The organism is Arthrobacter sp. S39, assembly GCF_004320525.1.
Taxonomy (GTDB): domain Bacteria; phylum Actinomycetota; class Actinomycetes; order Actinomycetales; family Micrococcaceae; genus Arthrobacter.
The window spans coordinates 78,331-101,461 of sequence record NZ_SIHX01000002.1; the positions used below are offsets into that span (position 1 = coordinate 78,331).

Consider the following 23,131-nt stretch of genomic DNA (forward strand, 5'->3'; position numbering starts at 1 on the left):
CTCCCGCGGGTGACCCCGCCGGCAGGCCGTCAGGCGGTACCGAAGCGCACCGCGGCCCTCGCCCTTGCTTTGGCGGCCTCCTCCTCGCGGTCCTTGGCCGGCGCATGGCTGACCAGGGCGTCCAGGAGATGCTGGGTGATGTGGGCGATCTCGTGCACGGCCTCGGCGAAAGCTTCCTCGTTGGCTTTCGACGGCTTGGTGCTGCCGCTGATTTTGCGCACATACTGCAAGGCCGCGGCGTGCACCTCCTCAGAGGTGGCGTGCGGTTCAAAGTTATGGAGGGTTCGGATATTCCGGCACATAAGGCCATGCTAGGCTCTGGAACGCCTGGGATCGACCCCCTGCTTCGTGCTTTTGGAGGCCTTCCGCCCATGGGAACTGGTGCATGGGCAGCGGTCCCCATCGACAGTGTTTTGGGGCCGGGATAGGTTCTAGGTAATGGATCTTCCGGATCAGCCGGGGGCCGCTGGGGATGCCGATCTGGATCGGATCCAAGACTAAGGAGAATACTCATGGCTTTGTGGGGCGCAGATGTAGAACAGCTCAGGACTCTCGGCACCAAGCTGCAGCATGGTGCAAACGAGATTGAGCAGCAGAAGAACAACCTGAACACCCTGCTGAACTCCACGCAGTGGATGGGCCCGGACGCGGATGCGTTCAAGCAGCAGTGGTCCGGTGAGCACATGACGCAGCTGACCCGGGTCGCTGAATCCCTGAAGGAAGCCAGCCAGAAGGCCACGCGGAACGCCCAGGAGCAGTCGGACGCTTCACACTAGCCACAGCAGCATTACCAACGGGCCCGGACACAACACAGTGTCCGGGCCCGTTGGCGTTTACGCAGCAGTCAGCGCAGTTGGAGGCGGACCGGCTGTCAGGGGACGGGTTCGACGTCGTTCGCGTGCTCCAGCGGTGAGGGCGCCTTCCGCCGGGGTGCTTCGTCGTCCACCACCGGGGTGATGGCCTTGGCCTGGCCCCGCAGTTCATCGAGTCTGACCAGGATGACGCCGCCAACAATCAGCGCTCCGCCCAGGAGCTGGATGGCACCCGGCAGTTCCCCGAGGAGCAGCCATGCCCAGATCACGGCGAAGAGGACTTCGGTCAGCGAAACGAAGGATGCCACCTTGGAGCCGAGGGCACGGGCGGCCATGATTCCGGAGACGTAGGCCAGGACTGTTGCCAGCACCACCAGGCCGCCCAACGAGACCCACCACGGCGTGATCCACGGACCAAGTTTGGTGTCCGCCGTGCTGAAGGCCATGGGAAGCAGGCCGGTTGCGGCTGCCAGCCACATCACGGCCGCTCCCACCATGAGGCCGCTGGAGGCGAGGACGATGGGTGGCAGGGAGTCGTTCTCCCTAGCGGTGATGAAGAAGTACATGGCCAGGCACACCGCTGCCGCTATCCCCCACAACACGCCGACCACATCGATCTTGACGGTGCCGGTGAGGTCAAGGACCAGTACCAGCCCGGCGAGGGACAGCAGCGTCCCGCCGAAGGTCAGGGCGCGCGGCCGCTTCCGGCTCGCGGCCCAGAGCCAGAGAACAATGATCACCGGGGCCAAGTACTCCAGGAGCAGGGCCACTCCGACCGAAAGGCGGGCCACCGCGTTGAAGTAGAACAGCTGGCAGGCGGCCACCCCGATGAGGCCGAACAGCCCGATCGCGACCCAGTTGTCGCGCAATTGGTGCCACTTGCCGCGGAGGGCTGGAATGGCCGGAATGGCAAGTATCAGGGCGGCGCCGGTGAGGCGCGCGGTCACCGCGGCGCCGGGAGACCAGCCCGTTTCCAGGAGCGCTTTGGCGAAAGATCCGGAGATTCCAAAGACCGCGGAGGAGAACAACGCGATCCCAAGGCCTGAGGCCAAAAAGCCGCGGCTGGCTGTGATGTGGCCGGCTGTCGCGGCCGGGTTGGTGGCGGCAGTCATTGTCGCCTCCTGTCAGGAGTAAAGTGGGGTAATGGTCATGACATTACGCCCGGCCCTGTAAGGAGTCAAGATGGTTTTTGCCCCTGACACTGAGGTGGCGCTGCGCACCGTGGTGCATCTGATCAACAGCGCCGCGAATGGCAGGGAAACTCTGGGTAGCGTGTCGGACCTGGACCGCTTCCTTGAAGCCGAGGGCTTCAGCGGGGCCCGGGCGCGCGACGCCGCAGAACTGGCCAGCATCCATCAACTGCGCAGCGAGCTCGCAGGTGTATGGACCTCGGATGAGGATTCAGCGGTGGAATCCGTGAACCGCCTGCTGCGCGATGCCAGCGCATTGCCGCAGCTGATGAAGCACGACCAGTGGGACTGGCACCTGCATGCGACCACCCGCGAGGCGCCGTTGGCGGACAGGATGGGCACCGAGGCGGCCATGGCCCTGGTGGACGTGATCCGGAGCAAGGAGATGGACCGCATGCTGGTGTGCGAAGGGGATGACTGTGATGCGGTGGTCCTGGACCTGACCCGCAACCGTTCGAAGCGGTACTGCGACACCGGCAACTGTGCCAACAGGGCACATGTCGCGGCTTACCGGGCCCGCCAGGCACAGGCCGGCTGAGGCTGTCAGGCCTGCTGGCCGCTAGAAGACGGGACGGGCCCGGACCGTCGGGTTGCAGGATCGATTGCTCCGCAAGGGCCCTTTTGAACCCTCACAAGGGCCTCACAAGGCCTTTACGGAGCAATCGATGCAGCGGGCTTAGCGCCCGGATGGCCCGTCGGCGTCGGGTGTGCCAGGCTCAGAAGTGCCAGGCCGGGAACCATCCTGGCCCTCGCGGCCGGACTGCGGAGACGTTCCGCCGAACCCGTGGGAGGGCTTGCGGGCGGAGCTCAGGTTCACACCCGAACCCTTGCCAAGGTGCTCGGCGTTGTCCTTGTAGCTCATCGAGAGCATGGCGGCGATGACCAGCGTGACAATGAACGCGATTCCGGCGCCGGTGAAGGCCAGGTCGAACCGCGGGGCGCGTGCGCTGCCGCCGGAAGCGAAAATGAGGACCGCAATAAAGGCGATGACGGCCCAGAACGCGGAGAACATCAGCGGCCCCTTCACCGAGGTCCGCATCTTGCGCGGTTTTCCTGGTTGCTGGTCTGCCAAGGTGGTTCCTCCCCTGCAGGCACGGCGCGGAGGCGTGCCCGGTTCGAATGGTGCGTTGGGTCTGTACGGCGAAACTTCTACACTGGGTAGAACCGTACGCTTCTAGTTTACGGCTTCACGACGGCGGCCCGGGCATCGTGCCGCAGGGTCAGCGCGGACAGCACCCAGAGCACACCGGCGATGATGGCGCCGCCGCCGGCGACGCCCAGCAGGGCGTGGGCCCCCAGGCCAATGAAGAACGGGATCGCCACAGCTGTTCCGATGCCGATGACGCCGGAGGCCAGCCAGTCCCGGGCCAGCACGTGTCTGCGGCGGTTCCGGAGTCCGCACAGCAGTTCGATCACGCCTGCAAAACCCAGGCCCAGCGCTGCGATGATGCCGAAGAGCAGGTCGCCCTGGAGCAGCAGCAGCGCCACGCCGGTTCCAGCAAGGATCAAACCTGCGGCTGAAAACAGCGTCCCGGGCCCGTCTTCGCGCCGGAAGCCGGCCTTGGGGACACCCCAGAGCACCAGGATCCCGGTGGCCAGCAGGTAGATTCCGCCGGCCCACGCCATGACCCCCACCGACGGTGCAGCCCAGAAAATCGTCACCGCCCCGAACACCAGGGCAACAATGGCACGCAGCAGCACGGGTTTCCACAGGTCCTTCTGGGGGGCGGTACCGTGGGCGGCTTCAGCTGGCGTCAATGGGCGGGTCACCGGTCCAGTTTAGTGGGCGCGGGTGCTACGTCGAACCGAGCACCATCCACCGGTCGGACCTGGCGCGTGCCCCGAGGGTCACGGCGCGTGCTGCCATGTACCCCAGGGCGAAGGCCGCCCACAGCCACCCCAGCCCCGGCACGCCGGAGGCGCCCGAGCCGGCGACCGCCAGGAGCAGCGGAACGTACACCGCAAGGTTGACGACGCCGGCAATTGCCAGATACTTCGCATCACCGGCGCCGATCAGCACTCCGTCGAGGACGAACACATAGCCTGCGACCGGCTGCCCTGCGGCGAGCACCCACAGTGCAACGGTCAGCGCGGAGTGGACGCCGGCGTCGGACGTGAACAGGAGCCCCGCCCAGGGCGCGGCCACCGCGAGGAGGACCCCGGTGGCGACGCCAAAGCCGATGCCCCACCTGATCATGATGGTGGTGAGGAGCCGCGCCTTGGCGGGGTTGGAGGCCCCCAGTTCCTTGCCGATGAGTGCCTGCGCGGCGATGGCCAGGGCATCCAGGGCGAAGGCCAGGAACGAGAAAATGGTCATGGCCAGCTGGTGCGCCGCCAGGTTGACCGGACCCTGGGCCGTCACCACCAGCACCGTGGCCAGAATGGCGATGCGCAGGCTGAGTGTGCGCAGCATCAGCCACGATCCGATCCGCGTCATGGCACGGATGCCCCGCCAGTCGGGGAGCAGGCTGACGCCGTGCCGGGAGGCATTGCGCTGGACCATCACGAGGTAGACGGCGGCCATGGCCCATTGCGCGATGCTGGTGCCAACAGCAGAGCCGGTGACCGACCAGCCAAGGCCGTAGACGAGCCAGAGGTTCAGGATGATATTCAGGGCGAACCCGGCCGTAGCGACGACCAGCGGCGTGCGGGTGTCCTGGAGCCCGCGGAGGACGCCCGTTCCGGCGAAAATGAGCAACATGGCTACAAGTCCCGGCATGGACCAGCGGAGGTAATCGGCGGCAAAGACCCGGACAGCGCCGTCCGCACCCATGAGTCCCACCAGCGGATCGGCCGCAAAGAAGCCTGCGGCAGCCAGGAGGACGCCCAGCAGCAGCGCCAGCCACACGCCGTCGCGCCCGGCCGCCAGCGCCTTGCCCAGCTGGCCGTCGCCGAGTGCCCGTGCCACGGCCGGCGTGGTGGAATACGCGAGGAAGACCATCAGGCCAACAGCGGTGTGCAGCACGGCGGACGCAAGGCCCACTCCCGCCAGCTGGGCCACCCCCAGGTGGCCGACGATCGCGGAATCCGCCAGGAGGAACAGCGGTTCGGCAATCAGGGCGCCAAACGCGGGGACGGCGAGCCGCAGGATTTCCCGGGAGTGGCCGGCAGTTGTTTTTGCGGCAGCAGGGGCGGATTGGTGTGGCACGGTTGCCAGCCTATCTGGGCGCCCGGACATCGCGCCCGCCGTTGGGGCGCAGAGTCGAAAGGGCTCCGTCCGGCCATGATAAACAACACACCGGCACACAATTTGTTGACACTTCAACTATAAGTCTGGAAGACTCGGTACTTCAAGCTTCAACGCTGCGATCCGGCCCGCTTGTACGCAAACAGCCCCGACCGACATCCGAAACGGTGAAACTCTTATGAACCAGACCCCGCTTACCACCACCGCAGTAACTATCCTGCGCGTCATCCTCGGCTTCCTCTTCGCCGCCCATGGCTGGCAGAAGTTCAACGAATGGACCATCGCCGGCACCCAGGCCGCCTTCACGAAGATGGGTGTTCCCGCCGCCGAAATCGCCGCTCCGACGGTGGCCGTCCTCGAACTGGCCGGCGGAGTTGCCCTCATTCTGGGCATCCTGACCCGGATCGTCGCACTCCTCCTGGCCCTTGACATGCTGGGCGCCCTGCTCCTGGTGCACGCCTCAGCCGGCGTGTTCGCGGCAACCGGCGGCTACGAACTGGTGCTGCTCCTGGCAGCAGCCGCCTTGGCCGTAGCCCTCACGGGCGCCGGCCGCATCTCCGTGGACCGCGCCCTCTTTGGCCGCGCGAACTCCAAGCTGGCCATGCTGGCCTAATCAGCTCACACAGCAGCGAACGACGGCGGCGGGGCACCCAGGTGCCCCGCCGCCGTCGTTTTTTGTTGTCCTCCCGCGTCTGCCGGACGGTCAGCCAGTGACGCCCGTCAGTTCATTGGGGACGCGGTCAAGGTCGGCGCTCCTGGCCACCTTCCCGGATTTCAGGTCCACCGCATGGATCTTTGATCCGGCCGGATCCGTAACGTAAGCCACGGATCCCTGGACGAACAGGGTGGGCCGCGGATCCTGCCACTCCACGGGCTCCTCCCATGCGGGAACCACGGGAATGGAGCCGGTCTTGTTCCCCGTCAGCGGATCGATCACATGCAGCGCCCCGTCGGTGCCGAGAACCAGCGCCTCCCCTGCCGGTCCGCGCCCCAGGGAGCGGAAGGAATAGCTGGCCCCAAGGTCCACGAGCTGCAGCTGGCCGGTATCCGTGTTGACGAGCGAGATGCGGGTGGGCCGCTCCAGGTCGGCATCCTTGTCCACTTTGTAGTCGCCAAGGATCACGGGCGAAGCGTCACTTCCTGCCTGATTGCCCATCCGGCCGTAGGGATCGGGGCTGGCAACCTTGGTGATGGCGCCATCCCTGTAGACCAGCATGCCGTCTTCGCAACCCACCACCACGGCTTCCTCACCGGCAACCGCCTCGCCGTGGACGCCGGGGCATTCCTCGTTGCGGAGCAACTCCCGCCGCTCCCCGCCCGGCCCGTCCGGCGCACTCAGGAGGGCCAGGCCCGTACGGCTGTCCTCGTTGCCCACGGTGACCAGAAGCCTGCCGTCCGCCAGCTCGACAGCGACACCGTGATGGGCTTCGGGCGTGGTGTACGAAGCAGTCGAGGGGAGGCCGGTCTTGAGTGCCTCAGTCAGGGTGGCAGGGTCGAAAACCTCGACCTTGCCGGACCCGTCGCTGAACAGCACCGTCTTGCCGGCGTGGCGGACCACATGCCCGGACTTGCTGGCACTGAAAGCCCGGTCCGTCAGCTGCGGCGCTGCGACATAGGAGTGCCCGTGATCCCCGTGCGCCTCGGTCCACACGCCGGCGTCGAAGACGCGGAACGAGTCCCCGGTGGCCACCAGGACATGGCGGCTGTCCCCGGCCGGGCTGAGGCGGTTGAAGCCCTCCAGGGGCGTATCCCCCACCGCCTTCAGTGTCTTCGCGTCAAGGACCGTAATGCCGGAGTCATGGGTCATGACCAGCCGGGGGGCGGGGGCCTGGCTTTCCTTCGCCTGGCCTGATGGGGCCGTGCCGGCTGAGTCGGCGCCGTTGCTCGACGGCGGCCCGGCGCCTTCACCGGGAGCGGCCCCGCACGCTGTGAGGAGAAGGGCCGAAACCGCGAGAACTGCCGGGAGCGCGGGCCGATAAGGGCGCAGCAGCCTGGGGCGTAGTTGAGTAATAGTCATGTCGCTAACGATAGTCATTATCAATAGTGTTGCAAGTTGAATGACGTCGACTGCGTCACGGCGAACCCTTCGCGGGGGTCCGGTGCACCAGAACAACACACTCGATATCAAAAACTCCCAGAAAACAATCAGGAAACGCTTGACCTCTACAACGTTGCACTGATAAACCTGTGAGCGATCACATCACCCGGCCCCTGGGCGCGAACTAGCAGCTAATGACGTCAAATTCCCCTCCTGAGGGGAATAGCTGCCAGTTCGCGCATGCAGGGCACACAAAAGCAGCACCCGAATAGTTTCCGTTCGAATTGAAACGATCCAAGATCCGACACAGTGGTTGGATCCCGCCACAGCCCATCAAAGGAGATGCTTGTGAACCATCCCCCTCAAGACAGCCCGTTCGGCAAGGACGGTCCTCCGCACCGCAGCAGCAGAAGGCGCCTTTCCACGGGCACCAAAGCCGTCACGGCAGCCGTCGCCTCCGCGGCCATTGCCTTCACGGGCCTGCCGGCCGTCGAGGCCACCACGTCCCTGCCACCCGTGGGCAGCGGATTCCGCTTCGACTTCGGCCCCGGCAGCACCGAAGCCGGCTACACCCATGTTGACGCCGGCACTGCGTACTCCGCCGCCGGCAAGTTCGGCTTTACGGACACTGCCGTGACATCCGGGGTGGACCGGGCCACCGGCGACGCCCTCCGCTCCGACTTCGTCCAGGCACAGGGCAGCAGCTTCCTGGTGGACCTGCCTAACGGTGACTACACCGTCAAGCTCATCGCCGGTGATGCCGCCGAAGCAACCAATATCGCCATCACGGCAGAGAAGGTGGCCAAGGTCCAGCTCACGGACAAGGCGGCCGGCCAGTACCTGGAGATGGAATTCCCCATTTCCCTGGTGGACGGCCAGCTGAACCTGGACTTCTCCGGCACGGCGGCCAAGATCAACTCACTCGTGATTGCCGCCCGCGCACCGCGGACTGCCACCACTGACCCCGGTGTCTACCTTGCCGGGGACTCCACCGTCCAGACCTACGACGCCGGCTTTGTTCCCCAGGCGGGCTGGGGCCAGATGATTGACCGCTTCTTCGATGACAAGGTGGCCTTCAGGAACCACGCCATCGGTGGCCGCAGCTCCAAGAACTTCATCAGCCAGGGACGGCTCGACGAGATCCTGCGGGTCATCAACCCCGGCGACTACCTCATGGTGCAGTTCGGCCACAACGATGCCACCATCGGCGTGGATGACCGCTACGCGTCCCCGGCGGACTACAAGGAATACCTTCGGACCTACGTCAACGGTGCCCGTCAGCGCGGCGCCACCCCTGTGCTGGTCACCCCCGTGGGACGGCGCGACTACGACGAGGCCACCGGCAAATTCAACGTCAGCTTCCCCGAGTACGTGGCCAAGATGCAGGAACTGGCCGCCGAAGAGAACGTGGCACTGGTGGACCTGTCCGCCCTGAGCCGCGCCTACTACGACGCCATCGGCCCGGAGGACACCAAGTCCGTATTCCTCCACGTCGACGCCGGCGTGTACCCGAACCGGCCCACCGGCACCGTGGACAACACGCACTTCCAGGAATACGGCGCCATCCAGATCGCCCGCCTGATCGCGGGGAGCGTGAAGCAGCTCAGCCTGCCGCTGGCATCGCACATTGAGGAGATCGCACCGCCGTCGGCCGTTCCCGCGAAGCCGCAGGGCCTGGTGGCCGGCAGTGTGTCCAACGCCGGGGCGCTGCTGAAATGGCAGCCCGTTGCAGATGCGGACATCTACAAGGTGTACCGGAAACTTGCCTCCGAACCGGACAGCTCCTGGGCGCTGGCCACGACGGCCACTGTCCCAACGGCCAACCTCACCGGGCTGGCCGAAGGCACTGCCTACAACGTCCGCGTCGCCGCCATGAACGGCAAGGGCCTGTCCGAACCCAGCGACACCCTGAACGTGACCACCCAGGAAGCAAAGTACCGCTTTGACTTCGGCCCGGTAGGGGCGCCGGTCGAGGCCGGATACACCGAGGTCAACCGCACCATGGCCTACACGCCTGAGCGCGGCTTCGGGTTCAAGGACCTCGCAGTGCTGAGCGACCGCGACCGCGGTGCCGTCACCACCAACCTGCTGCGCGACTTCGTCCTCAGCGGTTCCAGCTTCGAATTCCAACTCGACGTCCCGAACGGCACCTACGCGCTCAAGACGTACCACAGTGACTGGATCGGCTCCACCCGGACCGATGTCGCCGCCGAAGGCACGCCCTACGGCCAGGTCGCCTCCAGCAAGGCCTCATCCGCTACCAAGATCATCAACCAGGTCCTGGTGTCCGATGGCCAGCTGAACCTCACCATCAGCGGCTCGGGCCAGCGGCTTAACGGCCTCGAGGTCACCCCACTGCTGGTTGGCCCCACCAACCTGCACACCACGGCCGTGGATGCCGGCGCTGAACCGCCGGCTGTTGACCTCGCCTGGGATGCAGTGGGAGACGCAGCCGGCTACAAGGTGTTCCGCCAGGCCTCATTCGAGACCGGGCCCCAGCTGATCGCGGAAAACGTCACATCCGCTTCCTACCGCGACAGCACGGCCTTCGCCGGCCTGAAGTACAAGTACTTCGTCACGGCCGTGGACAACACGGGCCTGGAGTCCGTTCCGTCCAACACCTTCGAGGTTGCCTTGGTGGACCCGGGCACGGCGGTCCCCGCGGCAACCGCAAAGCTGGACGTCAAGGCAGTCGAGAAGAACAGCGTCTCACTCAAGTGGCAGAAGGTCGCCGGAGCGGCCGCCTACCAGGTTTACCGGTCAACGTCCCCTGACGGGCCGTTCGAGTACGCCGGCCGGGCCACCGAGGTGAACTTCACGGACTTCTCAGTCCTGACCACCATCAAGTTCTACTACCGCGTGACCACAGTGAACAAGGGCGGCGAATCCGCTCCCTCGGCAGTCATCGGAACCCAAAAGGTCACCGTGGTGAACCGGCAGCTGGAGAACCTGGACCGCGCGCCCGTTGCGCTCCTGACCGAACAGGGTGTCCGCGTGGGCTGGCGAATGCTGGGCCTGGATACTGAGCAGATCGGCTTCCACATCATCCGCGACGGCGTCCAGCTCACCGAGGAGCCCATCCGGAACAGCACCACTTTCCTCGACCCAACAGGCACCGCCGCGTCCCGGTATGTGGTCAAGGCCGTGGGCAACGGCGGGGACCAACTCACGACCGAGTTCACGCCGCTTGCCCAGGACTACCTGGCGGTCAAGCTGGACAAGCCTGCCGACGATTACACGAAGGACGGCCAGCCGTACACCTACTCCGCGGGTGATTCCAGTGTTGCCGACGTCGACGGCGACGGCACGTACGAGATCATCCAGATGTGGTCCCCGTCCAACTCCAAGGACAACTCGCAGGCGGGCTACACCGGCACTGTCTACGTGGACGCCTACAGGATGGACGGCACCAAGCTCTGGCGGATCAACATGGGACCGAACATCCGCGCCGGCGCGCACTACACGCAGGTGCTTGCCTACGACTTCGACGGCGACGGAAAGGCCGAAGTCGCGATGAAGACGGCGGACGGCACACGCGACGCCGCCGGCACCGTGATCGGAAACGCCACTGCGGACTACCGCAACAGCAGCGGCTACGTGCTGACCGGGCCGGAGTTCCTGTCAGTCTTCCACGGTGCCACCGGCACCATCATGGACACGGTGGCCTACGAACCTCCCCGCGGCGACGTGGCCGCCTGGGGCGACGCCTACGGCAACCGCGTGGACCGGTTCCTCGGCGCCGTCGCCTACCTCGACGGCGAACACCCCTCCATGATGTTCAGCCGCGGCTACTACACCCGGACCGTCCTGGCCACCTACGACCTCGTGGGCGGCAAGATCGTCAAACGCTGGATCTTCGATTCAGACATCGCCGGAACCCAGTACCGCAGCCAGGGCAACCACAACCTGTCAGTGGCGGACGTTGACGCCGACGGCAAGGACGAGTTCGTCTTCGGTTCCATGACCATCGACGACAACGGCAAGCCGCTCTACAGCACCGGCCTTGGCCACGGTGACGCCATCCACACGTCCGACCTGGACCCCTCCCGGCCCGGACTCGAAACATTCGCGGCCCACGAGGACATGGGTTCCAGCGGCAACAAGGGCGCCACGTTCCGCGACTCCCGGACCGGCGAAGTCCTCTGGAGCATCCCGGCCACCAAGGACACCGGCCGCGCGGCCGCCGGTGACATCGACCCCCGGTACGCCGGGGCCGAGGGCTGGGCGATCGGCGGCGACGCTGCATGGAACTCCCCCGTCGGTGAGCTGCGCTCAGCCAAGGGTGAACTGATCGCCAACAACATCCCGGCAGCCAACTTCCTGGCCTGGTGGGACGGTGACCTGCTCCGGGAGATCGTTGACCATGACTGGGACGCCACCACCAGCAAGGGAACGCCCAGCATCTCCAAGTGGAACTGGGAAACCGGATCCAGTGACCGGCTCCTGACCGCCGCCGGCGCGAAGTCCAACAACAGCACCAAGGGAACCCCGGCCATCCAGGCCGATCTCCTCGGTGACTGGCGTGAGGAACTCGCCTGGCCGTCGTCGGACAGCACCGAACTGCGGATCTACACCACCACTGCGGGCACCGGCGTCCGTCTCCGGACGCTGATGCACGATCCGGTGTACCGGCAGTCCGTTGCACGCGAGAACATCGCCTACAACCAGCCGCCGCACCCCAGCTTCTACATCGGGGCCGGCATGGACCTGCCCGCGCAGCCGGACATCACCTACACCGGCGCGAAGTAACCACCGGCCGCTGGGCCCTGCCAGCCAGCTGAACAGCCCCGTCCGCCGAAACCGGCGGGCGGGGCAGTTCCTGTTGCGGCTATGTGTCAGCCCCAACCCCCGGGTAACCGGCCGCGTCAGTAAGATCGCAGCATGACTGAGACCGCAGCCAACTCCGTAACCCTCCGCTTCCTGGCCGCCCCCATGGATGTGGGCCACAGCGGGTCCGTGGACGCCGGGACCGTCCTGGAGTGGGTGGACAAGGCCGCGTATGCGGCCGCCGTCGGCTGGGCCAAGTCCTACTGCGTCACCGCCTACGTGGGCAACATCCACTTCGCGGACCCGGTCAACAGCGGCGACATGGTCGAGGTGGAGGCCACCATCGTGTACACGGGACGGTCCTCCATGCACATCCGCACGGTCGTCTCCTCCGGGGATCCCAAGGGCGGCCCGGCCACCATGAGCAGCCAGTGCATGGTGATCTTTGTGGCTGTGGGCGAGGACGGCAAGCCCATCCCCGTCAAACAGTTTGAGCCGGTCACGGCCGACGAGATCGAGCAGCGCGACCATGCCCTGGCCAGGGTCAAGGTCCGTGAACAGATCGTTGAGGCCATGAACGCCCAGGAATATACCGACGCCGGAACGGCCGAACGCGTCACGCTGCGGTTCATGGCGGCCCCCACGGATGTGAACTGGGGCGGCAAGGTCCACGGCGGGATTGTCATGAAGTGGATCGACGAAGCCGCCTATGTCTGCGCATCACGGTATTCCGGGAAGGACACTGTCGCGGTGTTCTCCGGCGGCGTCCGCTTCTACCGTCCGCTGCTCATCGGACATGTGGTGGAAGTGGAGGCGCGGCTGGTCTACACGGGGACCAAAGGCATGCACATTGCCGTACACGTCCGCTCCGGGGATCCCAAGGGCAAGGAACTGAACCTCACCACCTACTGCCTCACCGTGATGGTGGCGCGCGACGCCGAAGGCACGTCGGTGCCCATCCCCCGCTGGGTGCCGGTCTCGGAGGAGGACAAGCGGCTGCACGCACACGCACGCGAGCTGCTGGAAATCCGGGGCACGGCCCCAGGGAACCGGCTGCCCAACCACCTGCTGGCGCACGGCTAAACCAGTTGCGCCCTGCGGTGGCCGGACCTTAGAAGCCGCCGCCGCCGGCGTCGGCTGCCATGTTGGCGAACCGCGAGTAGTGGCCCTGGAAGGCCACCACGATGTCCTTGGTGGGGCCGTTACGGTGCTTGGCGATCAGGATGTCCGCCTCGCCGGCGCGCGGTGATTCTTTGTCGTAGACGTCCTCGCGGTGCAGCAGGATCACCATGTCGGCATCCTGCTCGATGGAGCCGGATTCACGAAGGTCCGAGACCATGGGCCGCTTGTCCTGCCGCTGTTCGGAACCACGGTTCAGCTGTGACAGCGCAATCACCGGGACCTGGAGTTCCTTGGCGAGCAGCTTGAGCGCACGCGAGAACTCCGAGACTTCCTGCTGGCGGGATTCCACTTTCTTTCCGGAGCTCATGAGCTGGAGGTAGTCCAGGATCACGAGTTTGAGGTCGTGCTGCTGCTTCAGGCGCCGGCACTTGGCACGGATTTCCATCAGCGACATGTTGGGGCTGTCGTCGATGAACAGGGGGGCATCGTTCATCCGGCCCATGGTGGTGGCGATCTTGGACCATTGCTCGTCCTTGATGGTGCCCTTGCGGAGGTCCTGCAGCCCGATGGTGGCCTCGGCGGACAGCAGGCGCATGGCGATCTCGTTCCGGCCCATTTCGAGCGAGAACATCACCGTGGCCAGGTTGTTCTTGATGGCCGCCGAACGGGCGAAGTCCAGCGCGAACGTGGACTTACCAACAGCCGGGCGGGCAGCGATGACGATCATCTGGCCGGGGTGCAGGCCGTGGGTGAGTTCGTCGAGTTCGTAGAACCCGGTGGGCACGCCGGTCATGCCTTCACCGCGGTGGCCGGAGGCTTCGATCTCGTCCACCGTGGATTCCATGACGTCCTTCAGGACGACATAGTCCTCGGCGGTGCGGCGCTCGGCCACAGCGTACACCTCGGCCTGGGCCTGGTTGACGAGGTCTTCCACTTCGCCGTCGGAGCCGTAACCCAGCTGGACGATCTTGGTTCCCGCGTTGACCAGGCGCCGCAGCACGGCGCGTTCGGCCACGATTTCGGCGTAATAGCCGGCGTTGGCTGCAGTGGGCACGGTCTGGATGAGTTCGTGCAGGTAGGCGGGTCCGCCGATCCTGTTGATCTCGGCGCGTTTGGTCAGCTCATCCGAGACGGTGACCGCATCCGCGGGCTCGCCGCGGCCATAGAGGTCAATGATGGCTTCGTAGATGGTTTCATGGGCTGGGCGGTAGAAGTCCTGGCCACGGAGGATTTCCACGACGTCGGCGATGGCGTCCTTGGAGAGCATCATGCCGCCCAGGACGGACTGTTCAGCCGGGATGTCCTGGGGAGGCTTCCGGCTGCTTTCGGATCCGCGGGTGCCCTCGATCGGGTCCAGGTGCGTTACTGACAAAGCTGCCGTCCTCCATTGTGTGCCGCAGCGGAACGAGAAGGTTCCACCGTGGTTAAGCTGTTCTTCCTGTGGGGTGCGGGCGTCTTGGACATCCGCAACACACCCAACAGGTCAGGTCTACCGGAGGGCACCGACAATTACTGTCCGGCCGCCCTCTCGGGCCCATGGGCTTTGTGCACAAAGAGTTATCCCCAATATCCACAGGTTATCCACAGAAGTGTCCGCCGCGGCGGGATCCAGGGATCCGCCGTGGTGGTCCGCGTACTCCGCCGCAGCGTTTTCGCCCCCCAAAAACAGGTATTCCGCTACGCTAGCCCTCCTTTCCCAAAGGGCAAAGCCCACTGTCCCCACGGCCTGTGGAAAACCTGTGCACTAAGCGGCATAGCTTGTGCACAGCCTGTGGGTGACCCTGTGGAAACAAAAAAAGTTTCACTTCAAATATGCGTCTGACCTGCGGAAACTCCGGTTCGAGCGTGTGGAGGAAATATTCTTTTGCCAAACCTTCATCCACAGCTTGCAGGCCAGGGCTATTGATTGTGGACCGAATTCGGGGCCCAATCGTGGCCGGATATCCCTGGACCGTGATCAATTCCACAGCAAGGGCGCCGAATTGACGCCACACCCGGCGGACTGTATGCGGGTCGCGGAATATGCTGTGGATAACAGCGATCTGGCATAAGCTCTATACATGGGCGAAATACTGATGGTGCTGTTGCCTGCGCTGGTTCTGGTGGCGGTAATCTGGGGTCTTTCAACAGCCCTCAGCCCCCGCGATTCCGGAATTTCCGACGCCGAAAAATACCAGCAGGACCTCGCGATGCGCTCGGCCGAACACTATGCCAACCAGGTCCGGGTCGCCACAGCTGCCCGCGCCCGGCTGGACGCCAATACCCGCCCCAGCCAGAACGAGGCGCAACAGAGCCAGCAGGCGGACAACGCACGGGCCGCACTTCACGCACAGGCAGGCGGCATGCCCGGCCAGCATGGATACACGGCACTTCCGGGTGGGCAGCTCAACCCCCAGTTCGCCCTGCAGCTGCAGTCCATGGCCCGCGGCGGGCAGAAGCTCCAGGCCATCAAACTCCTCCGCCAGGCGACGCACTTTGACCTGGCCACGGCCAAGAAGTACATAGATCGGCTTTAGAAATGGAATCGCTTGTGATCCCCGCCTTCATCATGGTTGTTGTGGCTGCCGGTGTGGCCCTGGGTGCCCGCGCCATCAGCAGGCGCCTGAAGGCTTCCGCAGCGGCCGGCGCCGCGGCCCCCGCCAGTGACCCCGTGGAGTTGGCCCGGACGGCCGCCGCGAAGCTCACTGAGGACCAGCACCGCCGGCTCTACGCCCTCATCGCCCAGGGCCAGGCCATGGCGGCCATCAAGCTCTACTATGAGGCCACAGACGCCGGCCTGAGGGCCTCCCGGGATGCCGTGGGCGCGCTGGCAGCCCACCCGCAGCCGTACCGGACTCCCGCGTCCGCGGAGGCGGCGCAGGAGGCCGACGACGACGATACTCCCCAGCGCTTTCCCTACCGCTACCGGGCCATCGCCAGCAAGGGTGACGTGACCCGGGAAGTCAGCAGCAACATGCTCAACGACGAGATTTACGGGCGGATCCGCACGCTGGCGCGCAGCGGCGACACCGAAGGCGCCGCCACGGCCCTCACCCGGCACTCGGACATCACCCTCAAGCAGGCCCGGGAGTTCATCGCCCTCCTGGACGACTAGGGCAAAGCGGCCGGCAGGGCCCGTCGGCCCGGCTAGAAGTCGAAGAGATCCCCCAGCCAGCCTTCCTTTTTCTTGTGCCCGCGGCGGTCATAGTCACGGTCATGGCCCTGCTTGCCGTACTTGCGGTCGTCGTAGCGCGGTTGCTCGTAGCGGGGCTGGTCGCGCCGCGGTTCAAAGTTCGGGTACAGCGGAGGCGGCGTCGGGCCTGGAGCCGGGGCTGCCGGGGCCGGCGCAGGGGCTCCGCCGCCCATTGCCCCGTTGGCGCGGTCGATGATCTTGTCGAGCTCGCCGCGGTCGAGCCAGACGCCGCGGCACTGGGGGCAGTAGTCAATCTCCACACCGCTGCGTTCGCTCATGATCAGGTCAATGGAATCCACAGGACACTTCATGTCCCGGTCAACGATCGGAAGGCCCGGATAGTTCGGTTGCAGGATCCTTTCGCGCGGCGGGCCTGCCTCAGCGCCCGCCGGAGATGCCGGCCAGGAGCTGCTCAAACGGCAGCGACTCCAGGGCCGCCGGCTTGCGGCCGGGCTGTTCCCCCGTCAGGAGGCCGGCGAACTCAGCCGCCGCACGGTCGATCCGGGACGAAAGGGGCGTGCCGCCGTCGTCCGTGTTTCCCCAGTCCTGGGGGCCGGCAAAAACTCCGGTCGCCGCCGTCCGGGTGCGCAGGTAGCTGAACAGCGGCCGCATGGCGTAGTCCAGGACCATCTGGTGGCGGTCGGTACCGCCAGTGGCCCCGAGCAGGACGGCCTTGCCGTCCAGGGACTTGGGGTCCAGGACGTCAATGAACGATTTGAAGAGGCCGCTGTACGACGCGCTGAACACGGGACTGACGGCGATGATGCCGTCGGATGCCTCGATCCCCGCGATGACCTCCGCCAGGCGCGGGGCCGCGTAGCCGGTGACGAAGTTGTTTGCGATGTCCACGGCGAGGTCACGGAGCTCGACCACGTCCAGCTTCACTTCATAACCGGCGCCCGCGAGCCTGCGTTCTGCTGCCGCCGCGAGCTGGTCTGCGAGCAGCCTGCTCGACGACGGAACGCCGAGGCCGGCGGACAATACGGTGATGCGGCGGGTTTCCACTGTGGACTCCTGTTGTTCGGTTCGGACTACGTTACATGTATTTGCATGTACCGACGTAACCGGGGGCTGTCCGCGTTTATTCCACTGCCCTACAGGACCACTGTCCCGCTGATGCACGTGATGGAGTTGCCGCCCACCCAGATGTCGTGGTCGATGGCGTCCACGTGGACCATTCCTGCCCGGCCCAGCATGGTGCCCTGGGCGGCAGTGTACGACGCCGGGGCACGACCGCTGCCGATCAGCCACTGCGCCGCGCCTGCGTTGAAGCTCCCGGTGACCGGGTCCTCGGCGGCTGCGTCTCCGGGGATGAATGCCCGCACCTCAAAGTCGGCGACTCCCGCGGCGGCATACGGCCCGATCACGCCCACTTTCAGGCCCTCCATGGCGGCATAGTCCGGTTTGATGTCCAGGACCTGTTCGGCGGACTCCAGCAACACGCCGATCCAGTCCGGCCCGTTGACCAGCCACGTGGCATCCAGGAGGGCCTGGCGGGGCAGCCGGAGACCTGCAGCGATCCTTGCCATGTCGGGCTCGTCCACGGGTCCGGAGCGCGTCAAGGGCGGCGCAGCGAAGGCCAGGCGCCCGGCGTCGCGCTTGACGCGCACCAGTCCGGCGCCGCATTCCTGGATGAGCACACCCTCCACTTTGGGAACGCCGCCGGCCTCCAGCCAGGCGTGCGCGGATCCGAGCGTGGGATGCCCGGCGAAGGGGAACTCCTCGTGCGCGGTGAAGATCCGGACCCGGTAATCCGCCTCGGGGTGGGTGGGCGGCAGCAGGAACGCGGTCTCGGACAGGTTGGTCCAGTTGGCGAACTGCTGCATCTGCCCGGTGGTGAGGTCGCCGGCGTCGACCACCACTGCGAGCGGGTTGCCCCGGTAGTGTTCGGCGGTGAACACATCCACCTGGGCAAAGGGACGACGGCGGCGGACGGGGGCTGGCTTCTGGCTCACCGCTGCAGGCTACCACTGCGGAGCGGCCCCGCTGACAAGTCCCCCGCGCTCTGCCAGACTTCCAGCATGGCTGAAAACAAGACCCAACCCACCAACGTGGCTGCGGAAGAATTCCTGGCCGCCGTGGAGCATCCGGGGCGCCGTGCGGACGGCTTCGAGTTGCTGGAGATGATGCGTGGCATCACTGGCCAGGAAGCCGTTATGTGGGGTCCCACCATCGTGGGATTCGGCAGCTACCACTACAAGTACGACAGTGGGCGGGAGGGCGACGCAGCCGCCGTCGGATTCTCACCGCGCAAGGCGAACCTGGTGCTGTACGGCGTCACCGAGGGGCCCGACGCAGACCGGCTGCTTCCCGAACTCGGAAAGCACAGGACCAGCACAGCCTGCCTCTACGTCAACAAACTGGACGATGTGGACCGTAATGTCCTCGCCGAGCTGATCCGGTCGGGCTACCGGTACGTCACCACGGAACTGCAAAACCACTGACCTCCCAGCCCCAAACAGCAACGCGGGGTCACTTAATGCCCCTCTGGAGGCAATTTTTGGGCATTAAGTGACCCCGCGTTGCATACGGCGGGACACAGAAAACCCCCGCTGCCGGGGCAACGGGGGTTTTCGTGCAGTTCAGGACTGCGCAGCCGGAAAGGCTACTTGCCTGCTACTACGTCGAGTTCGATCACAGCGGCAACGTCGTCGTGCAGACGGACGTTGGCCTGGTAGGAACCAACCGACTTGATGTGTGCCGGCAGTTCAACCTTGCGCTTGTCGATTTTGCCAAGGCCAGCGGCCTCAACAGCGTCGGCCACGTCGGCCTGCTTGACGGTGCCGAACAGGCGTCCGGTCTCGCCAGCCTTGACAACGAGCTTGACCGGCTTGGCGGAGAGTGCCGCGGCCTGCTTCTGCGCATCTTCCAGGGAAGCGTGCGCGCGGGCGGCGCGGGCAGCCTTGATGGACTCAACCTGCTTCTCGCCACCCTTCGACCAGGTCAGGGCGAAGTTGCGGGGCAGCAGGAAGTTACGTGCGTAACCGTCCTTGACCTCGACAACGTCGCCAGCAGCACCGAGACCGGTTACTTCGTGGGTCAGAATGAGCTTTGCCATGTTAGTTAATCCCTTCCTTAGCCGCGGCCAGCGCCGGAGTAAGGCAGCAGGGCAACTTCGCGGGCGTTCTTGATTGCCTGTGCGATCTTGCGCTGTTCCTGCACCGTGACGCCAGTGACGCGACGGGCGCGGATCTTTCCGCGGTCGGAGATGAACTTGCGCAGCAATGCTACGTCCTTGTAGTCGATGACGGTGATGTCAGCGGCCTTCAAGGGGTTGGACTTTGGTTTGGGCTTACGGAGTTCAGCCTTAGCCATCGTGGAGCTCCTATTCTATGGAGCCCGTGGATATTGATCCACGGGATGGTGGTGGTCCGACGGCGGCAGTCGCTTCGGTGCCGTACGGCACCCAAGGCGGTCCCGGCGTCGGGCCTTAATTTTTAGTGTTTAGAAGGGAGGTTCGGAATCGGGGCCGTTGCCCCAGCCGCCTGCGTTGGAGACACCGGGCGTTGCCCAGGGGTCTTCCTGCGCAGCCTGCTGGTTGCCGCCACCGAAACCGCCACCGGAGTTGCCGCCCTGGTTTCCACCGGAGTTGCCGCCTCCGAAGCCACCGCCGCTGTTGCCGCCGCCGAAGCCACCCTGACCACCCTGACCGCCGGAGCGCTGGGTGCGGTTGACCTTGGCATTGGCGTAGCGCAGGCTCGGGCCGATTTCGTCGACTTCGAGCTCAATGACGGTGCGCTTTTCGCCTTCTTTGGTTTCGTAGGAACGGCTCTTCAACCGGCCGGAAACGATCACGCGCATGCCCTTGGTGAGGGACTCGGCGACGTTCTCGGCTGCTTCACGCCAGACTGCAGCGCGGAGGAACAGGGTTTCCCCGTCCTTCCACTCATTGGACTGGCGATCAAAGGTGCGTGGGGTGGAAGCGATGGTGAAGTTCGCTACTGCCGAACCTGACGGTGTGAACCGCAATTCCGGGTCATTGGTGAGATTACCGATGACCGTAATGGTGGTCTCGCCTGCCATCTACTGCCTCCTTGTTCGATCCTGGATGAAGAATTCGATCCTGCGGGGTGAAGAATGAAAATCGGTGCTGAAATTACTCAGCAACAACCTTCTGCTCTTCGGGGCGGGTGATCTTGGTGCGCATGATGGTCTCGTTAAGAGACAGCTGGCGGTCAAGTTCCTTGGCGGTGTCCGGCTTGGCGGTGAAGTTCACCACGGCGTAGATACCTTCGGACTTCTTCTTGATGTCGTAGGCCAGTCGGCGACGGCCCCAGATGTCAACCTTTTCGATGGTTCCACCATCGTTGGTGATGACATTCAGGAACTTCTGAAGCGACGGCTCAACGGTACGCTCTTCGACCTCGGGGTCGATGATTACCATCAATTCGTAAGGACGCATATGTGAACCCACCTCCTTTGGGCTAAGCGGTTACGGCATTTCCGTAACAGGAGGTTCATTTGCGATGCCATGCACATGCCCGGCCACCGGAACGGAGGCAGGGCGCAGCACAGACTTCAATATCTTAGTGCATTTGGACCGGATAGGCGATTCGCGCTTGACTCAAGGCTAGGCGCCTGGGTTCCTCTTGCGGAAGCGGTGCTGCGGGTATGTGGAAAACCGCGCCGTACGGGCGGGTTGGCGCCGGCGGGCGCGGCTAGAGTACAGACCATGGATGCCGCGCCCCGCAACGCCCCACCGATCCGGCGCAGCCGGCTCCGGTTCGGGGCCATGGTGGTGGCCGGAATAGGAGCTTCCCTGGCCACCGGCGTCGCGGGGTTCTGGGTGCAGGCGCCCGCCGCCGGGTGGGCGACGGCGGCCCTGGTCTACGTCGGCTGGGTGTGGCTGGTGATCGGCCGCATGGATCCCGCCCAGACCAAGGCCCACGCCGTCGCGGAGGACCCGTCGCGGCCAACCACCGACCTGCTCATCCTCGCGGCGAACATCGCCTCCCTGGCGGCAGTCGCCGTCGTGATTGTGGACTCGCACCAGCGAAGCGGTGGCACGCAGCTTGGCGGGGCCGCACTGGTCCTGGCCAGCGTGGCCCTGTCCTGGATGCTGGTCCAGACGCTTTTCACCCTTCGGTACGCAGAGCATTTCTACGGCGGGGAGAGCGACGGCGGCGTCGGTTTCAACCAGGACGAGCCGCCGCAATACACCGACTTCGCCTACCTGGCCACCAGCATCGGGATGACCTACCAGGTCTCGGACACTAACCTGGAGAATCCCCGCATCCGGCGCGAGGCGCTGAAGCACAGCCTCCTGTCCTACCTCTTCGGCACAGTCATCCTGGCCGCCACGATCAACCTGGTGCTCGGCCTGGCGGCCTAAGCGCCGCGGAGCTTACGACGCCGGGCCGGCACCGACGGCGGCATCCTCGTCCTGCGGAGCCTCAACAGCGGGTCCGGCCGGGCCACCCTTGCGGTAGCGCCAGACTCCGATGCCCACCACAACGGCGGCCAGTGCCAGCGACAGCATCAGGGACTCCCGGGTGGACTCCAGGATTACCATGCCGATCAGCAGTGCCACGATGCTGGCGATCGATACCCAGGTCAGGTAAGGGAAAAGCCACATCTTCAGGGCGAGGTCCTTGGCGGCCGCCCCCATGCGCTTGCGCAGGATCAGCTGGGAGGACGCGATGACCAGCCAGACAAACAGTGCGATCGCGCCCGACGTGTTCACGAGGAACAGGAAGACGGTGTCCGGGGCAACATAGTTCAGGCCGACCGTCACGAAACCGACCACCGTTGAAGCCAGGACTGCTGCCGCGGGAACGCCGCGCTTGGAAATCCGGGTCCAGGCCGTCGGTGCGTCGCCGCGCTTGGAGAGGGAGAAGAGCATGCGGCTGGCGGTGTAGAGGCCGGAGTTCAGGCAGGACAATACGGAGGTGAGCACCACGATGTCCATGATGGTTCCGGCCCCGGGGATGCCGAACAGTTCAATCACGGCGACGTACGGGCTCTTGGCCACGTTGGCGTCATTCCAGGGCAGCAGGGTGACAACAATGGCGATGGAGCCGATGTAGAAGACGAGGATGCGCCACACCGTGGACTTCACGGCCTTTTTGACTGCGTCAACCGGGTTTTCGGACTCACCGGCGGCGATGGTGGCGATTTCCGCGCCGAAGAAGGAGAAAACGACCACCAGGATGCCGGCGAGGACGGCGCCCGGACCGTTGGGAAGGAATCCGCCGTTCTCGACGAGGTTGCTCAGGCCAGGCGCCGGGACACCCGGGACGAGGCCCAGGATGGCCGCTACGCCAAAGAGCAGGAACAGCACAATGGCGGCCACCTTGATGGAGGCGAACCAGAATTCGAACTCGCCGTAGGACTTCACAGAGCCAAGGTTGGTCAGCGTCAGCAGGACCATCAGGATCAGCGCCCAGACCCACTGGTCTATGCCGGGAACCCAGCGGTGCATGATCGCTGCCCCGGCCGTGGCCTCGATCCCCAGCACGATGATCCAGAACCAGGCGTACAGCCAGCCGATGCTGAAGCCGGCCCACCGGCCGAGTGCCTTGTCCGCATACGTGGAAAAGGACCCCGTCTCGGGGTTGGCTGCTGCCATCTCCCCGAGCATCCGCATCACCAGGATCACCACGATTCCGGCGGCCATATAGGCCAGGAGGATGCCCGGGCCCGCCTGCTGGATCGCGGCACCTGACCCCACAAAGAGGCCTGCCCCGATCACGCCGGCAATGGCGATCATGGAGAGGTGCCGCGGCTTGAGCGACTTGGAGAGTTGCTGGTCAGCGTGCATGGGTGCGCCGTCCTCAGTGTTGATGCGGGAAATTTGTTTGGCTGCCTTGCGGCGCCAGGGTGATCGGCCGGGAGGCCTTCCGG

General features: G+C 65.3%; 24 protein-coding genes. 9 read left to right on the forward strand and 15 right to left on the reverse strand.

Features of this window, described 5'->3' with window-relative positions; genetic code table 11:
- Positions 1 to 29 precede the first annotated feature (29 nt).
- A complete protein-coding gene (locus EYS21_RS04325) occupies positions 30 to 302 on the reverse strand; it encodes a DUF2277 domain-containing protein (RefSeq protein WP_131131984.1) in 273 nt (90 codons plus the stop codon).
- 210 nt (positions 303 to 512) lie between these two features.
- Between EYS21_RS04325 and EYS21_RS04330 the strand changes: the two genes are divergently transcribed.
- A complete protein-coding gene (locus EYS21_RS04330; RefSeq protein WP_131131985.1) occupies positions 513 to 776 on the forward strand; it encodes a WXG100 family type VII secretion target in 264 nt (87 codons plus the stop codon).
- A 95-nt stretch (positions 777 to 871) separates the two neighbouring features.
- On the opposite strand, the gene EYS21_RS04335 is transcribed toward EYS21_RS04330, so the two are convergent.
- A complete protein-coding gene (locus tag EYS21_RS04335; RefSeq protein ID WP_131131986.1) occupies positions 872 to 1,924 on the reverse strand; it encodes an EamA family transporter in 1,053 nt (350 codons plus the stop codon).
- 70 nt (positions 1,925 to 1,994) lie between these two features.
- Here EYS21_RS04335 and EYS21_RS04340 point away from each other — a divergent pair, with 70 nt between their 5' ends.
- Entirely contained in the window at positions 1,995 to 2,540 is a 546-nt protein-coding gene (locus EYS21_RS04340; protein ID WP_131131987.1) for a CGNR zinc finger domain-containing protein, read from the forward strand.
- 138 nt (positions 2,541 to 2,678) lie between these two features.
- Here EYS21_RS04340 and EYS21_RS04345 read toward each other — a convergent pair whose 3' ends face one another.
- The 3 genes from EYS21_RS04345 to EYS21_RS04355 all read right to left on the reverse strand — a co-directional run bounded on the left by EYS21_RS04345 (position 2,679) and on the right by EYS21_RS04355 (position 5,150).
- Positions 2,679 to 3,074, reverse strand: coding sequence for a hypothetical protein (locus EYS21_RS04345; protein ID WP_131131988.1), 396 nt, complete (start codon positions 3,072 to 3,074; stop codon positions 2,679 to 2,681).
- A 107-nt stretch (positions 3,075 to 3,181) separates the two neighbouring features.
- Positions 3,182 to 3,772, reverse strand: coding sequence for a hypothetical protein (locus tag EYS21_RS04350; RefSeq protein WP_207307677.1), 591 nt, complete (start codon positions 3,770 to 3,772; stop codon positions 3,182 to 3,184).
- Positions 3,773 to 3,797: 25 nt separating this feature from the next.
- Entirely contained in the window at positions 3,798 to 5,150 is a 1,353-nt protein-coding gene (locus tag EYS21_RS04355) for an MATE family efflux transporter (protein WP_242633284.1), read from the reverse strand.
- A 217-nt stretch (positions 5,151 to 5,367) separates the two neighbouring features.
- On the opposite strand from EYS21_RS04355, the gene EYS21_RS04360 reads away from it, so the two are divergent.
- On the forward strand, positions 5,368 to 5,802 hold the full coding sequence (locus tag EYS21_RS04360; protein WP_131131990.1) for a DoxX family protein: 435 nt from the start codon (positions 5,368 to 5,370) through the stop codon (positions 5,800 to 5,802).
- A gap of 90 nt (positions 5,803 to 5,892) precedes the next feature.
- Here EYS21_RS04360 and aztD read toward each other — a convergent pair whose 3' ends face one another.
- Positions 5,893 to 7,224 carry a zinc metallochaperone AztD gene (aztD, locus tag EYS21_RS04365; RefSeq protein ID WP_242633285.1) on the reverse strand — a complete coding sequence of 444 codons (1,332 nt, stop codon included), beginning with the start codon at positions 7,222 to 7,224 and terminating at the stop codon, positions 5,893 to 5,895.
- Positions 7,225 to 7,575: 351 nt separating this feature from the next.
- Here aztD and EYS21_RS23900 point away from each other — a divergent pair, with 351 nt between their 5' ends.
- Positions 7,576 to 11,976 (forward strand): SGNH/GDSL hydrolase family protein, encoded by a 4,401-nt coding sequence (locus EYS21_RS23900; RefSeq protein ID WP_131131991.1) that lies wholly within the window; start codon positions 7,576 to 7,578, stop codon positions 11,974 to 11,976.
- A gap of 132 nt (positions 11,977 to 12,108) precedes the next feature.
- Positions 12,109 to 13,077, forward strand: a complete 969-nt coding sequence (locus EYS21_RS04375) for an acyl-CoA thioesterase (RefSeq protein ID WP_131131992.1) — start codon at positions 12,109 to 12,111, stop codon at positions 13,075 to 13,077.
- A gap of 28 nt (positions 13,078 to 13,105) precedes the next feature.
- On the opposite strand, the gene dnaB is transcribed toward EYS21_RS04375, so the two are convergent.
- On the reverse strand, positions 13,106 to 14,488 hold the full coding sequence (gene dnaB / locus EYS21_RS04380; RefSeq protein WP_131131993.1) for a replicative DNA helicase: 1,383 nt from the start codon (positions 14,486 to 14,488) through the stop codon (positions 13,106 to 13,108).
- Between the two features lie 688 nt (positions 14,489 to 15,176).
- Between dnaB and EYS21_RS04385 the strand changes: the two genes are divergently transcribed.
- Together EYS21_RS04385 and EYS21_RS04390 are read left to right on the forward strand one after the other, a co-directional pair.
- A complete protein-coding gene (locus EYS21_RS04385) occupies positions 15,177 to 15,632 on the forward strand; it encodes a hypothetical protein (protein WP_131131994.1) in 456 nt (151 codons plus the stop codon).
- 2 nt (positions 15,633 to 15,634) lie between these two features.
- A complete protein-coding gene (locus tag EYS21_RS04390; protein WP_131131995.1) occupies positions 15,635 to 16,210 on the forward strand; it encodes a hypothetical protein in 576 nt (191 codons plus the stop codon).
- 32 nt (positions 16,211 to 16,242) lie between these two features.
- Here EYS21_RS04390 and EYS21_RS04395 read toward each other — a convergent pair whose 3' ends face one another.
- The 3 genes from EYS21_RS04395 to EYS21_RS04405 form a co-directional block, all read right to left on the reverse strand.
- Entirely contained in the window at positions 16,243 to 16,587 is a 345-nt protein-coding gene (locus EYS21_RS04395; protein ID WP_242633286.1) for a zf-TFIIB domain-containing protein, read from the reverse strand.
- A gap of 79 nt (positions 16,588 to 16,666) precedes the next feature.
- Complete coding sequence (locus EYS21_RS04400) at positions 16,667 to 17,293, reverse strand: FMN reductase (RefSeq protein WP_131131997.1); 627 nt, start codon at positions 17,291 to 17,293, stop codon at positions 16,667 to 16,669.
- 89 nt (positions 17,294 to 17,382) lie between these two features.
- Entirely contained in the window at positions 17,383 to 18,243 is an 861-nt protein-coding gene (locus EYS21_RS04405; protein WP_207307678.1) for a PhzF family phenazine biosynthesis protein, read from the reverse strand.
- A gap of 66 nt (positions 18,244 to 18,309) precedes the next feature.
- On the opposite strand from EYS21_RS04405, the gene EYS21_RS04410 reads away from it, so the two are divergent.
- Positions 18,310 to 18,732, forward strand: coding sequence for a DUF1801 domain-containing protein (locus EYS21_RS04410; RefSeq protein WP_131131998.1), 423 nt, complete (start codon positions 18,310 to 18,312; stop codon positions 18,730 to 18,732).
- Between the two features lie 161 nt (positions 18,733 to 18,893).
- Here EYS21_RS04410 and rplI read toward each other — a convergent pair whose 3' ends face one another.
- The 4 genes from rplI to rpsF all read right to left on the reverse strand — a co-directional run bounded on the left by rplI (position 18,894) and on the right by rpsF (position 20,690).
- Positions 18,894 to 19,346 carry a 50S ribosomal protein L9 gene (rplI, locus tag EYS21_RS04415; protein WP_131131999.1) on the reverse strand — a complete coding sequence of 151 codons (453 nt, stop codon included), beginning with the start codon at positions 19,344 to 19,346 and terminating at the stop codon, positions 18,894 to 18,896.
- A 17-nt stretch (positions 19,347 to 19,363) separates the two neighbouring features.
- Complete coding sequence (rpsR, locus tag EYS21_RS04420; RefSeq protein WP_003800144.1) at positions 19,364 to 19,603, reverse strand: 30S ribosomal protein S18; 240 nt, start codon at positions 19,601 to 19,603, stop codon at positions 19,364 to 19,366.
- A gap of 129 nt (positions 19,604 to 19,732) precedes the next feature.
- Positions 19,733 to 20,311, reverse strand: a complete 579-nt coding sequence (locus EYS21_RS04425) for a single-stranded DNA-binding protein (protein ID WP_131132000.1) — start codon at positions 20,309 to 20,311, stop codon at positions 19,733 to 19,735.
- A gap of 73 nt (positions 20,312 to 20,384) precedes the next feature.
- Positions 20,385 to 20,690, reverse strand: coding sequence for a 30S ribosomal protein S6 (gene rpsF, locus EYS21_RS04430; protein ID WP_050683795.1), 306 nt, complete (start codon positions 20,688 to 20,690; stop codon positions 20,385 to 20,387).
- A gap of 270 nt (positions 20,691 to 20,960) precedes the next feature.
- On the opposite strand from rpsF, the gene EYS21_RS04435 reads away from it, so the two are divergent.
- The gene (locus tag EYS21_RS04435) at positions 20,961 to 21,620 is read left to right on the forward strand and encodes a DUF1345 domain-containing protein (RefSeq protein WP_131132001.1); all 660 of its coding nucleotides are present in this window, start codon (positions 20,961 to 20,963) and stop codon (positions 21,618 to 21,620) included.
- Between the two features lie 12 nt (positions 21,621 to 21,632).
- On the opposite strand, the gene EYS21_RS04440 is transcribed toward EYS21_RS04435, so the two are convergent.
- Entirely contained in the window at positions 21,633 to 23,048 is a 1,416-nt protein-coding gene (locus EYS21_RS04440) for an amino acid permease (RefSeq protein WP_131132002.1), read from the reverse strand.
- Positions 23,049 to 23,131: the final 83 nt, after the last annotated feature.